Source organism: Actinomadura darangshiensis, assembly GCF_004349235.1.
GTDB lineage: Bacteria > Actinomycetota > Actinomycetes > Streptosporangiales > Streptosporangiaceae > Spirillospora > Spirillospora darangshiensis.
This window is the reverse complement of sequence record NZ_SMKY01000258.1, coordinates 1-12462: the sequence shown is the minus strand read 5'-3', so window position 1 is coordinate 12462 and position 12462 is coordinate 1. Positions and strand designations below refer to the sequence as shown.

Genomic DNA, 12462 nt, shown 5'->3' with positions numbered 1-12462 from the left:
GTTCCGGGGTACAGCGAGCTGCGGGCGCTCGGCGAGGGGGCGCAGGGGCGGGTCGTGCTCGCGCGGCATGAGGGGACCGGGCGTCCGGCGGCGATCAAGTATCTTGCGGAGTCGCTGCTCGGGGACGCGGGGTTCCGCGAGCGGTTCCGCGGCGAGGCCGAGCTGCTCAGCCGGCTGCGCAACCCGTTCGTCGCCCAGCTGTTCGGCCTGGTCGAGGCGCCGGAGGGCGCCGCGATCGTCATGGAGGCCGTGGACGGGGCGCCGCTCAAGGCGGTGCTCGCCGAGCGCGGGCCGCTGGAACCGGAGGCGGCCCTGGCGGTGCTCAAGGGCTCGCTGCTCGGCCTCGCCGCCGCGCACGGCCTCGGCATCGTCCACCGCGACTACAAGCCCGCCAACGTGATCGTGCGCGGCGACGGGCTCAGCAAGCTGATCGACTTCGGCATAGCGGTGGACGCGGGCGCGTCCGGACGCTCCGGCACGCCCGTCTACATGGCGCCGGAGCAGTGGCGGGACGAGCCCGCCTCCCCCGCGACCGACGTGTACGCGGCGGCGTGCGTGTTCTTCGAGTGCGTCACGGGCCGCCGCCCCTACACCGCCGAGGACCAGGTCGGCCTGATGGGCCGCCACCTCACCGCGCCGATCCCGGTGCAGGACGTGCCCGAGCCGCTGCGCCCGCTGATCGGGCGCGGGCTGGCCAAGGACCCGTGGGAGCGCCCGATGGGCGCCGCCGCGTTCGTCTCCGAGCTGGAGTCGGTCGCGGCGGGCGCGTACGGCTCCGACTGGGAGGGACGCGGCGTCCGCACGCTCGCCGGGACCGCCGCCGCGCTGTCGATGCTGTTCCCGCTGACCGCGCTCGGCCTCGGCTCGGGCGGCGCCTCGGCCGGAGCCGCGGGCGCCGCCGGCTCCGCCGGGGCGGCGGGGGCCGCGGGCGGAGCGGGCGGAGCGGGCGGAGCCGGGACCGCGAGTGCGGCGGGCAAGGGCGTCATCGGGACGCTCGGCGCGAAGGGGACGGCGGCCGTCGCGGGCGGCGCCGCCGCCGTGGCCGTGGGCGGCGGCGCGGCCGTCTACGTGGCCACGGCCGACGAGGCGCCCAAGCCGATCGTGGCGCGGCTGGCCGCGCTCAGCGAACCGCAGCGGGACATCGGGAACGGGGTCACGTTCAAGGCCCAGGGGCAGATCGTGCGGGTCGCGGGCGGGGAGCCCGCGGTCACCCGGAAGATCAACCAGGCGCTGCGGGCACCGCTGGAGCAGCGCTGGACGAAGATGCGCCCCGGCATCAAGGACATCGGCCGCGGCGGCTACACCGATGTCGTGAAGCCGCAGATCCTGCTGCGCAACGACCGGCTGCTGTCCGTCTGGTACACCGTCACGCTGCAAGGCGAGCGCGGGACGGGCTGGGACCAGTCGCAGGCGGCGACCGTCGACCTCAGGACGGGCGCGTCCTACAAGCCGCTCGACCTGTTCCGCGTCCCGACCGAGCAGGGCATCAAGCCGCTGGACGAGAAGATCAAGGCGCACCTGCCGGACGGCGCGTACTGCTGGAGCGGCCAGAGCACCCCGGGCGGCACGATCGTTCCGCGCGGCACCGACAACCCGTCCAAGTTCGTCAAGGACGGCTCCGTCACCATGGCCCTCACGCCGAAGGGCGTCCGGGTGGCCTTCTACGGGTCGATCCTGGGCTACGCGTCGGCGTGCGGGCTGCAGGACACGGTCGTCCCCTACGCCGAGGTCGGCGACATGGTGAAACCCCCGCTGCTCAAGGCCGTCCCGTACCCGGCGCCGAAGCGCTCCTGACACGCGGAAGGCCCCGGCGGCGCGAGGCGTCGCCGGGGCCGTGCGCGGGAGATCACTTGCGCTTGCTGATCTCCTCGGTGAGCTGCGGCGCGACCTGGAAGAGGTCGCCCACGATGCCGTAGTCGACGAGCTCGAAGATCGGCGCCTCGGGGTCCTTGTTGATGGCGACGATGGTCTTCGAGGTCTGCATGCCGGCCCGGTGCTGGATGGCGCCGGAGATGCCGACCGCGATGTACAGCTGCGGCGACACGGTCTTGCCGGTCTGGCCGACCTGGAACGAGTGCGGGTACCAGCCGGCGTCGGTCGCGGCGCGGGAGGCGCCGACGGCCGCGCCGAGCGAGTCGGCCAGCCCCTCGATGATCGAGAAGTTCTCGGCGCCGCCGACGCCGCGGCCGCCGGAGACCACGATCGCGGCCTCGGTCAGGTCCGGGCGCTCGCCCTTCTCCTGGACGACCTTCTCCACGATCCTGGCGCCCTTGTCGGCGTCGGAGAGCGCCACCGACACCTGCTCCTCGGCCGGGGTGGCCGCGGCCGCCTCGGGGGCGACCGAGTTCGGCCGGACGGCGATGACCGGCGTGCCGGTCCGCACCTTGGCGTGCGCGATGATCCCGCCGCCGAAGATGGAGTGCTCGGCGACGAAGCCGTCGGTGACGTCGACGACGTCGGTGAGCACGCCGGAGCCGGTCTTGACCGCGAGCCGGCCCGCGATCTCCTTGCCCTCGGCGGTCGCGGCGACGAGCACCGCGGCCGGGGACTTCTCGTTCACCAGCTGCGCGAGGAGCGCGGCCTTCGGGGCGACGACGTAGGAGGCCAGCTCCTCGTCGGCGGCCACGTAGACCTTGCCGGCGCCGTACTCGCCGAGCCGGTCCTTCGCGTTCTCGTAGCCCGGGCCGACCCATACCGCGGCGGCCTCGCCGAGCCGGTTCGCCAGCGTCAGCAGTTCGAGCGTGACCTTCTTGACCTCACCGTCGACGTGGTCGACGAGGACGAGAATCTCAGCCATCGGTTCCTAATCCCCTTCCCCGCTCAGACGAACTTCTTCGACGCGAGGAACTCGGCGATCTTCGCGCCGCCGTCGCCCTCGTCGGTGACGATCTCGCCCTTGGCGCGCGGCGGCGCCTCGGCGAAGTCGACCACCTCGGTCGCGGCGTTCGCCAGGCCGACCTGGGACGCGTCGATGCCGGCGTCGCCGAGGCCGAGCGTCTCGACCGGCTTCTTCTTGGCCGCCATGATCCCCTTGAACGAGGGGTAGCGCGGCTCGTTGATCTTCTCGACGACGGAGACGACCGCGGGCAGGCTCGCCTCGACCCGGTCGAAGCCGTAGTCGGTCTGCCGCTGCACCTTGATGGACGTCCCGTCGATCTCGACCTTGTTCGCGAGCGACAGCTGCGGGACGCCGAGCCGCTCGGCGAGCATCGCGGCGAGCACGCCGGTCCGCGCGTCGGTGGACTCCGAGCCGAGGATCACCAGGTCGAACTCGCCGCGGCCGAGCGCCTGCTGGATCGCGTAGGAGGTCTGCAGCGCGTCGGAGCCGACGAGGCCGTCGTCGATGAGGTGCACGGCCTTGTCGGCGCCCATGGCGAGCGACTTGCGGATCGAGTCGGTGGCCTTGTCGGGACCCATGGTCAGGACGGTCACCTCGCCGCCCTGGGCCTCCTTGATGCGCAGCGCCTCTTCGATCGCGTACTCATCGAGCTCGTTGATCACACCGTCCGCCGCGGCGCGGTCGAGCGTGCTGTCATCGGTCTTCAGCTTGCGCGGGCTCTCCGTATCGGGAACCTGCTTCACCAGGACGACGATGTTCATGGCCGGTGGCCGACCTCCCTGCACTCAGTTGGCCGCTGGGTGAGCGGCAGAGGGGCGCCGCCCATGACGGGTCGACGCGGACATGCGCTTTCGCAGTCACAGCCTGCCAAACACCCGAACGTCCTTCGGAGCCGGGTCCCCGGTTCGGCCGTGCATGACAAATGTTACTCACCGGTAGCCTGATGGCAAATCCCAGTTCGTGAGACCTTACCCACGTGCGCGTGAGGTTCGCCGGTCGAACGGCGTCCCGGATCGGACGTGACCGACTTCACGCCCATCACCGGTGGACGGCTTGCTGGAGCCGGTCCATCGCGCTCTCCAGCGTCCCTTGCAGGCCGTACATCGGGGAGAAGCTCGGGGTCAGCGTCACGGCGCCGACGCCCGCGAGCAGGCACAGCACGCCGAGCCCGACGACCGACGCCGCGACGGGCCTCGGCCGCCGCGCCACGGACAGGAAATCCGCTCCAGCTGGCGTCGCGGAGCGCTCACGCCCGGCGCCGCCCACAGAACCGCCGCCCCCGCCCCCGCGCCGAACGCGCAGGCGGTGAGCGAGTCCAGCTTCCCGCCGACCGCCGACGCGGCCGCGAGGCCCAGCGGGACGGCGACCGCGACCACCGCCGCGTAGGGGACGGTGACGAGCGTCCGCCCGAACGCCCGCGCCCAGCCGCGCGCCCCGCTCTCGACCGGCGTTCCCGCGACCCGCAGCAGCGTCACCGCACCCAGCGTCAGGACGAGCCCCACGACCGGAACCATGATCACGACGCCGACGCCCAGCACCACGGCCATCGCCGCGAGCAGCCGCGCCCAGCCCCGCACCACCCTCATCTCGTGCGCCTCGGCGGGCGCCCCGCCCGGCCGGGCCGCCCGCTCCGGCGAGGAGGGAGCGGCCGTGGAGCCGTCCGGCCTGGCCGCAGGCTCCAGAAGGGGACGCCCGGCCGCCGGCGCTTCGGGCGAGGGGCGGGCGCCGGGGACCGCCGGTAGATCCAGTCGCGAAGCCGCCTCCGCCAGTTCCGCCGCGTCCGGACGCGCGTCCGGGTCGGCGTGCAAGGCGGCCGCCACCAGCGGACGCAGGTCGCCGGGCAGTTCGTCGGCGGGCGCGTCCAGCCGTCCCGTCGCGGCGAACGTCACCGTCTCGGCCCACGCCCGGACATCTTCGGCGCCCGCGCCTTCGGTCAGCGCGAAGTCGACGACGACCGGAGCGTCGTCCACGACCAGGACCGTCCCGGGGCCGAGGTCGCCGTGCGCGAGCCCGGTCCGGTGGATGGCGGCGAGCGCCTTGGCCAGCCCGAAGGCCATGCGGCGCAGCGCGTCCCCCGACATGGGGCCGCGCTCGGCGACCGCCTCCGCCAGCGGCCGCCCCGGGACGAACCGGGACACGACATAAGGACGCGGGCCGGGCTCACCGTCGAGGACGTCCACCACGTACGGGCTGAGCACCTCGCGCATCCGCCGGACGTCGGGCACGGCCTCGGCCGGCAGCAACCTGATCGCCACGTCACGCCCGTCGGGCCCGGCGGCGCGGTGGACACCACCGGAGCCGCCCGGCCGGGACAGCAGCCGGTACGGGCCGATGTGCGCCCGCCGGCTCGTCTCACCGCTCATACGCGTCGCCCCCATACCGATCGGAGATGGCCGGCGTGCCCGGCCCGCTGGACGGGCCGCGTCACATCCCGGGGATGCTCGACACGAGGTCGCGGACGTCGGCGCGCAGGCCCTCCAGGTCTTGGCTCATCCCGTCCACCGGGGTGGTGTCGGGCGGCGACCCTTGCGACAGCACGACCAGCACGGTCGCGAAGATGCCGAGGATCAGCGCGCCCGCGAGGGCGGCCTCGGCGCGCGGCAGCAGCGCGCCCCAGATCCGGGCGAGCTGGCGGCGCGGCGCGCCGCTGCCCGGGGCCAGGCACAGCAGCCCGATGACCGCCATGGACGAGTACGCGATGGCCTTCGAGGCGGTCATGTCGGGCTGGGCGAAGATCAGCACGCCGAGCAGGATCAGGCCCGCGATGAGGCTGAGCGACGTCCACAGCACGGTGGACATCAGGGCGCCCGGGAGGTGCAGCGGCGTCCGGAACGCGGCCGCGACCGCGTCGCCCGTGCGCGGCCCCCGCCGCGTCTGCCTGCCCTCCATGCCCTTGGCGGCCTTGTCGGCCATCCGCAGGACGAACACGCCGCCGATGGTGACGGCGAGGGCGAGCAGCGGCGCGATGTTGGCGAACCCGAGCAGCGCGACCAGGACGAGGAAGCTGATGACCCGGTACCAGGCGTACGGCTTGCGCCGGTCGCGTTCGGTGCGCTCCCGGTCGTTGCGGGCCTGGTCGGCGACGCGGCGCTGCGCGTCCTGGGTCTGCGGGTCGTAGGGGCCGCGCTGGAGCGCGCCCGGCGGCGGCTGGTTCGGCGGGGGCCCGTACTGCGGCGGGTACCCGCCCTGCTGGTAGGGGCCCTGCTGCGGCTGCGCGTAGCCGCGCTGCGCGTACTGCTCCCCCGCCTTGAAGGGCGCGGGCCCCGGCGGCGGGACGGGCGGCGGCGCCGCGGGCGGCAGCTGCCCCACGAAGTCCTTCGGCTGCGCCGGGACGGGTGCCGGCGTCGGCACGGCCGCCCCGCCGGGCGTCGTCGGCCGGGCGGCGGAGTCCTGCGGCGCGGGCCCGGGCGCCGGCCCCGGCACGGGCATCGAGAACTGCCGGGAGTGGTCGGCCGCCGGGTCGTCCACCGGCTGCGACGCGTTCGGCGACGGGTAGTGCCGGTCGACGCGGGTCTGGTCGGTGATGGTCGCTTCGAGGTGGATCCGCCGGGTGAGCTGCACCAGGTTGACCGCGGTCGGGCGCTCGGCGGGGTGCCGCGCCATCGCCGACCGGAGCACGGGCAGCAGCGCGTCGGGCACGCCGTCCAGGTCCGGGGTGCCCTGCATGATCTTGTAGAAGATCGACTCGAAGGTGCCGGAGCCGAACGGCGGGCGGCCGGTCGCGGCGTAGGCGACCGTGCCGGCCCAGGCGTGCACGTCCGACGGCGGGCCCGCGTCCTCGCCCTCGATGATCTCCGGGGCGAGGTAGCCGGGGGTGCCGATGACCATCCCGGTCGCGGTCAGCCGGGTCGCGTCGGCGCCCTGCGCGATGCCGAAGTCGATCACGACGGGCTCGGTGTCCATCAGCATGACGTTGCCGGGCTTCATGTCGCGGTGCACGATCCCGGCGCCGTGGATCGCCGACAGCGCCGCCGCGAGCCCCACCCCGAGCCGCTGCAGCCCCGGCCCGTAGATCGGGCCGGACTCCTCGACGATCTCCTCGAGCGTCCGGCCGGGTACGTACTGGGTGACGATGTAGGGCTGGTCGGCGGTCACGTCGGCGTCGAGGATCTCCGCGACGTGCGGGCTGTGCACCCTGCGCATCGAGTCGACCTCGCGGGCCAGCCGGCGGCGCGCCGTGGCGTCCCCCGCGACCGCGGGCCGCAGCACCTTGATTGCCACGTTGCGCCCCTCGGGGTCGGCGCCGAGGTAGACGACGCCCATGCCCCCTTCCCCAAGGGTCTGCAGGACGCTGTAGTGGCCGATTCGGTCCCCGGACGTGACGGCTCCCTTCATCGTTTCCGAAACCCTACCCTTGCCGATCGCGCCGGGAAGATCTAATCGGCATCAGGCGGCCACCACCCCATCACGCCTGGTGGTGGAGCTGTCGCCGTGTGCGAGCGCCCCCGCGAACCAGCGCGCGCCTGGACGCTTGGCGGGATCCCGGCGGAACGCGGCCCGCAGCAGCCCGGCCAGCGGCTCCGCGACGCCGTCCAGGTCGGCCCGGCCGCGCAGGATCCGGAAGCACACCCCGTGCAGCGAGCCCCGCCCGAACGGCGGGCGGCCCGTCGCCGCGTACGCGACCGTCGACGCCCACGAGAACACGTCCGACGCGGTGGTGGCGCGCTCCCCCTCGATCAGCTCGGGCGCCAGGTAGGCGGGCGTCCCCACGACCATGCCCCGCCTGGTGAGCTGCGCGGCGCCCGACTCGTGCGCGATCCCGAAGTCGATCAGCGTCGGACGGTCGCCCAGCGCGATCACGTTGCCGGGCGACACGTCGCGGTGCAGCACGCCCGCGTCGTGGACGTCCCCGAGCGCGAGCGCCAGCCGCCGGGCGAACCGGACGATCCGGTCACCGCGCAGCGGCCCGTACGCCGGCACCAGCTCGTTCAGCGGGCAGCCCGGCACGAACTCCATGACCACGTGCGGCCGCTCCGCCGAGACGGCGCCGTCCAGCAGCCGGGCGACGTGGGCGCTGCGCACCCGCGCCTGCGCCGACATCTCCCGGGCCAGCCTGCTGATCGCCTCCGGCTCCCCCGCCAGTTCCGGGATCAACTCCTTGACCGCGACCTCCCGGCCATGGGAGTCCATGGCCAGGTGCACCACGGCCGTGCTCCCCCGGCCGATCTCGTCCAGCAACCGATATCCGCCCAGTCGCCGATGCTTCCCCATGCACACTGAGACGCAGAAAACGCCCGTTGCGTTCCGAGTGTCCCGGCGGCCGGTCAGCCCTTGCGGGCGGCCTGGCGGGCGCGGCGCTCCTCGCGGCGGGTCTCGAACTTGGTCGCGGACGCGTCCAGGTGCCCGAGGAACTCCGAGAGCTCCTCGCGGGCCTTCTCACCGTCGCCGGTCAGGTCGGTGCGGTCGAACACGCCCCAGTTGCGCAGCACCGGGACGAGCACGTCGTCGTGGTGGAGGCGCAGGTCGTAGATGCCGGCGTTGGCGATGACCACGGACTTGCGCATGAACCCGTCGATGCTGTGGCCGGGCATCTGGAAGGTCGTCACGACGTCGGTGATCGCCCGCATCGTCTCGTTCGGGCTCGCCTCCAGCGCGGCGCCCATGAGGTTCCGGTAGAAGACCATGTGGAGGTTCTCGTCGGCGGCGATCCGGGTCATCATCCGCTCGCAGACCGGCTCGCCGGACGCCCTGCCGGTGTTGCGGTGCGACACGCGGGTCGCCAGCTCCTGGAAGGACACGTACGCCGTCCCGTGCAGGAACGAGTCGCCGTGGTCGGCCTCGTAGCCGGCCTCCATGTGGTGCATCCGGGCGCGCTCCAGCGCGATCGGGTCGACCGCGCGGGTCACCGTCAGGTAGTCGCGCAGGGCGATGCCGTGCCGGTTCTCCTCGGCCGTCCACCGGTTGACCCAGGTGCCCCAGGCGCCCTCGCGGCCGAACACGGTGGCGATGGCGCGGTGGTAGCCTGGCAGGTTGTCCTCGGTGAGGAGGTTGACGATGAGCGAATCGCGCGCCTCAAGGCTCAGCTTGGACTGTTCGAGGGACCACGCCTCGCCGTCCAGGGGCCCGTCGAAGTCGCGCCCCTCGCTCCACGGGACGTACTGGTGCGGGAACCATTCCTTCGCCGTCGACAGGTGCCGGTTCAGTTCCTTCTCGACCACCGGCTCCAGGTCGAGCATGAGACCGGTCTGGAACTTCTCTTCGGGGGTCACGGACATGCGGTTCCTTCACTGGACGAGGGTGTCTCAGGCGCCCAGCAGGCCGTTCACAACCTACTCAAGCGTAGGTTCGATCGTCGCCACTGCGCGCGACCCGCGTCAAGTCAGCCCCGCCACAATCAACCCGCGGCAACTTTTGTAGACCTGAGCAAAAAGGGCGGTGACCTTTTGTCACCGCGTGTCGGCCGCCTGTTGCCACATGCGGTTGACGGCCGCCCTGAGCAGCGGTCTCGGGACCAGCCGCAACGCCGGGAGCGCCGCCTTGTACTGGACGCCCGGAACGCACAGCGCGCGCCCGGCCGACACCGCCTCCAGCCCCGCCCGCGCGACGTCGTCGCGCCGCAGCCACAGCAGGTTGGGCGGGACGTCGTCCTCCGTGCGGGTGAACCCGGGGCACAGCGCCGTGACGTGCACGCCCTTGCCCGCGACCTCGGAGTGCAGGCTCTCGGAGAACGACGCCACGTACGCCTTCGTCGCCCCGTAGGTGGCGCTGCCCGGCGACGGCGTGAACCCCGACATGGACGAGACGTTCAGCACACCGCCGCGGCCGCGCTCGATCATCCCCGGCAGCGCGGCGTGGGTGAGCCGCACCAGCGCGGCCACGTTCAGGTCGATCTGCGCGAGGTGGTCGTTCAGCGGCAGCTCTGCGAACGCTCCAAAAGCGCCGTACCCGGCGTTGTTGACGAGCAGCTCCACCGGCTCGGCGCGCAGCCGCGCCTCCACCTCGGCGCGCTGCGCGGGGTCGGTGAGGTCGGCGGCGACCACCTCCACGGCGACCCGGTACCGCTCGACCAGCTCGCGGGCCAGCCCGTCCAGCAGCTCGGCCCGGCGCGCCACGATCACCAGGTCGGTGCCCCGCCCGGCCAGGAGGCGGGCGAAGCTCTCCCCGATGCCGCTGGACGCGCCCGTCACGAGCGCCGTTCGGTATGCGTGCCGCATGGCGGGAGATGGTATCGGCCGATCTTCGCAACCCCGGGCAGCACACACAAATTCACAAATAACGTTTTAGCCAGCAATTTCCGATGTCCGTTTTGGCCGCCCACCGGCGTGTTCGGGCGGTGGCAGCATCGCTGCCGGGTCTTCGCCCGCGACCCACAGCCCGACCATGAACGCCGTCGCGGCCTCCAGCAGGCCGGCCCGCTCCAGGCCCCCGCCGTCCATCGGCACGCAGCCGAGGTCGGTCACCAGGCCGCGCACCGCGGCGAGGGCTCCCTCGTCGTCCCCGCACAGCGGAACGCCCAGGGGACGCCCGCCGAACGCCGGGGGCGTCATCCGCCAGACGCTCTCGTGGCACATGTTGAACGCCTTGACGACGTGCGCGCCGGTCGCGTCCGCGATGCGCCGTGCGGCCGAGGGGCCGTCCGCGGTCTTGAGCCGTTCGAACGGCGGCTCCATCGGGTTGGTGCAGTCGATCAGCACCCGCCCGCGCAGCGGGCCCGCCGCGCGCAGGACGTCCGGCACGCCCTCGTGGTGGACGGCGAGGAGCACCACGTCCCCGAACCCGGCCGCCTCCTCCAGGGTGCCGCCGGACGCGCCGTGGCCGACCCGTCCCGCCAGGGCGACCGCCTTCTCCGGTGTGCGCGCCCCGATCCGCACCTCGTGTCCTGCGCGCGCCCACTGGGTGGCGAGCGCGTCCGCCATGGCGCCCGCGCCGAGCACTCCGATCCGCATGACGACCTCCCGTTCGATTACCGTCGGACGGGACGCTAAGCGGTCCGTTCGGCACCATCCGGTGCGTATCGGGAAAGGCAGGATGGCGGGCGAACCCATGGACGAGAACGACTTCATCGCCGACTGCCAGACGCGGCTCGGTCTCGACCTCCTGTCCGGCACCTGGACGGGAGTCGTCGTCTGGACGCTGCGGCACGGCCCGCTCCGTCCGGGCGAGATGCAGGAGAAGATCGGCGGCATCAGCCACAAGGTGCTGACCGAGACGCTCCGCCGCCTGGAGCGGAACGGCCTCGTCACCCGCCGCCGCTACGCCGAGGCGCCGCCGCGCGTCGAGTACGGGCTGACCGGCCCAGGACGCGGGCTCATCGAACCCCTCTCCGCCCTGGGCCGCTGGACCGAACGCTACGCCGACGAGGTCCTGGACGCGCAGGACCGCACGCTCAGCGACCGGTGAACTTGGCCTTACCCGGGCCCTCTTCCATGAAGCTCTTCATGCCGGCCGCCTGGTCGTCGGTGGCGAACAGAGCGGAGAACTGCGTCCGCTCGATCTCCAGGCCGGTGTCGAGGTCGGCCTCCAGGCCGCGGTCGACGGCCTGCTTGGCGGCGCGAAGCGCGATCGCGGGACCGCCGACGAACGTCGCCGCCCACTTCTTGGCGGCGCTGTAGACGGCGTCGTCCGGGACGATCCGGTCGACCAGGCCCATCGCGAGGGCCTCGTCCGCCGCGACGTGCCGTCCGGAGAAGATGAGGTCCTTGGCCTTGGACGGCCCGATCAGCCGCGCGAGCCGCTGCGTGCCGCCCGCGCCCGGGATGATGCCGAGCTGGATCTCCGGCTGCCCCACCTTCGCGCCCTCGCCGGCGACGCGGAAGTCGGCGGTCAGCGCCACCTCCAGCCCGCCGCCGAGCGCGTACCCGGTGATCGCGGCGATGACGGGCTTCGGGATCGCGGCGAGCGCCTTGGCGAAGTCCTGCAGCAGCCGCGAGTGGCCCGCCGACATCTCGGCGTAGGACATCGGGGCCATCTCCTTGATGTCTGCGCCCGCCGCGAACACCCGCTCGCCCCCGTACAGGACGACCGCGCCGACCGCGTCGTCCTGCGTGACCTCCCGGGCCGCGTCGATCAGCTCCCGCTGCATCTGGGCGTTCAGGGCGTTCATCTTCGGACGGTCCAGCCTGATCGTCGCGACCCCGTCCTCGACCTCGACCCGTACGAACTCGCCCACGGCGACCCTCCTGTGCAAACTCGGTGGCGGACGTCCCGAGCCTAACCAGCGGACCACCGCATGCCCGCCGCCGGGCGGTGCCGTCCGGCGGCGGGCCGGCGCGGGGTCAGGTGGGATCGGGGGTGGCGGACGGGTCGACGCCGACCGTGATGGTGGCGAGGAGCCCGCGCTCGATGCGGCCCCGCTGGATCGGGCGGATGGTCAGCAGGCCGGACCCGGCGCGCTGGTAGATCCCGTCCTCCTCCAGCTTCACCCGCGTCACCGTGTTGCTCTTGTACGGCTCCAATGCGGCGACCTGCTCGGCGAGGTCCTCGGCGAAGAAGAACTGCCCGGTGTGGCTGACGTGCCCGCCGGTGTAGGTCTTCTCCTTCGCGTCGACCTTGCCGCCGACGTGCACCTTCACGTGGATGTGCAGCGCCCGCCCCTGGTACCAGCCCGGGTAGACGGTCCGGAGTTCGGCGGTCCCGTGCCCGTTGGTGAGCTGGACGCCGCGCAGGAACGTCAGGTCGTTGAC

12 protein-coding genes are annotated in these 12462 nt (G+C 73.1%); 2 read left to right on the top strand and 10 right to left on the bottom strand.

Features of this window, described 5'->3' with window-relative positions:
• The coding region (locus E1293_RS36330) for a serine/threonine-protein kinase (RefSeq protein ID WP_132202873.1) at window positions 1–1794 on the top strand (1794 nt) is incomplete at its 5' end.
• Between the two features lie 52 nt (window positions 1795–1846).
• On the opposite strand, the gene E1293_RS36325 is transcribed toward E1293_RS36330, so the two are convergent.
• From E1293_RS36325 to E1293_RS36290, 8 genes are all read right to left on the bottom strand, one after another.
• A complete protein-coding gene (locus E1293_RS36325) occupies window positions 1847–2797 on the bottom strand; it encodes an electron transfer flavoprotein subunit alpha/FixB family protein (RefSeq protein ID WP_132202871.1) in 951 nt (316 codons plus the stop codon).
• A 23-nt stretch (window positions 2798–2820) separates the two neighbouring features.
• A complete protein-coding gene (locus tag E1293_RS36320; protein WP_132202869.1) occupies window positions 2821–3600 on the bottom strand; it encodes an electron transfer flavoprotein subunit beta/FixA family protein in 780 nt (259 codons plus the stop codon).
• Window positions 3601–3966: 366 nt separating this feature from the next.
• Window positions 3967–5202, bottom strand: a complete 1236-nt coding sequence (locus tag E1293_RS36315) for a hypothetical protein (RefSeq protein ID WP_132202867.1) — start codon at window positions 5200–5202, stop codon at window positions 3967–3969.
• Between the two features lie 61 nt (window positions 5203–5263).
• Window positions 5264–7174 carry a serine/threonine-protein kinase gene (locus E1293_RS36310; RefSeq protein ID WP_132202865.1) on the bottom strand — a complete coding sequence of 637 codons (1911 nt, stop codon included), beginning with the start codon at window positions 7172–7174 and terminating at the stop codon, window positions 5264–5266.
• 51 nt (window positions 7175–7225) lie between these two features.
• On the bottom strand, window positions 7226–8017 hold the full coding sequence (locus E1293_RS36305) for a serine/threonine-protein kinase (RefSeq protein ID WP_165978550.1): 792 nt from the start codon (window positions 8015–8017) through the stop codon (window positions 7226–7228).
• An 86-nt stretch (window positions 8018–8103) separates the two neighbouring features.
• Entirely contained in the window at window positions 8104–9054 is a 951-nt protein-coding gene (locus E1293_RS36300; protein ID WP_132202861.1) for an acyl-ACP desaturase, read from the bottom strand.
• Window positions 9055–9225: 171 nt separating this feature from the next.
• A complete protein-coding gene (locus E1293_RS36295; protein ID WP_132202859.1) occupies window positions 9226–9993 on the bottom strand; it encodes an SDR family NAD(P)-dependent oxidoreductase in 768 nt (255 codons plus the stop codon).
• Window positions 9994–10059: 66 nt separating this feature from the next.
• Window positions 10060–10725 carry an NADPH-dependent F420 reductase gene (locus E1293_RS36290; RefSeq protein ID WP_132202857.1) on the bottom strand — a complete coding sequence of 222 codons (666 nt, stop codon included), beginning with the start codon at window positions 10723–10725 and terminating at the stop codon, window positions 10060–10062.
• A gap of 82 nt (window positions 10726–10807) precedes the next feature.
• On the opposite strand from E1293_RS36290, the gene E1293_RS36285 reads away from it, so the two are divergent.
• Window positions 10808–11179, top strand: a complete 372-nt coding sequence (locus E1293_RS36285) for a winged helix-turn-helix transcriptional regulator (RefSeq protein ID WP_207939298.1) — start codon at window positions 10808–10810, stop codon at window positions 11177–11179.
• Here E1293_RS36285 and E1293_RS36280 read toward each other — a convergent pair.
• Window positions 11166–11948, bottom strand: coding sequence for an enoyl-CoA hydratase/isomerase family protein (locus E1293_RS36280; protein WP_132202855.1), 783 nt, complete (start codon window positions 11946–11948; stop codon window positions 11166–11168). The two genes, E1293_RS36285 and E1293_RS36280, sit on opposite strands and share 14 nt — an antisense overlap.
• A 106-nt stretch (window positions 11949–12054) precedes the next feature.
• Window positions 12055–12462, bottom strand: a 408-nt coding sequence (locus tag E1293_RS47960; RefSeq protein WP_207939297.1) for a peptidase associated/transthyretin-like domain-containing protein, incomplete at its 5' end; no start/stop codon positions are given.

Bases quoted from the DNA above. Each gene is read 5' to 3' on its own strand.
- E1293_RS36325 (WP_132202871.1), bottom strand. From the start codon at position 2,797: ATGGCTGAGATTCTCGTCCTCGTCGACCACGTCGACGGTGAGGTCAAG.
- E1293_RS36320 (WP_132202869.1), bottom strand. From the start codon at position 3,600: ATGAACATCGTCGTCCTGGTGAAGCAGGTTCCCGATACGGAGAGCCCG.
- E1293_RS36315 (WP_132202867.1), bottom strand. From the start codon at position 5,202: ATGAGCGGTGAGACGAGCCGGCGGGCGCACATCGGCCCGTACCGGCTG.
- E1293_RS36310 (WP_132202865.1), bottom strand. From the start codon at position 7,174: ATGAAGGGAGCCGTCACGTCCGGGGACCGAATCGGCCACTACAGCGTC.
- E1293_RS36300 (WP_132202861.1), bottom strand. From the start codon at position 9,054: ATGTCCGTGACCCCCGAAGAGAAGTTCCAGACCGGTCTCATGCTCGAC.
- E1293_RS36295 (WP_132202859.1), bottom strand. From the start codon at position 9,993: ATGCGGCACGCATACCGAACGGCGCTCGTGACGGGCGCGTCCAGCGGC.
- E1293_RS36290 (WP_132202857.1), bottom strand. From the start codon at position 10,725: ATGCGGATCGGAGTGCTCGGCGCGGGCGCCATGGCGGACGCGCTCGCC.
- E1293_RS36285 (WP_207939298.1), top strand. From the start codon at position 10,808: ATGGCGGGCGAACCCATGGACGAGAACGACTTCATCGCCGACTGCCAG.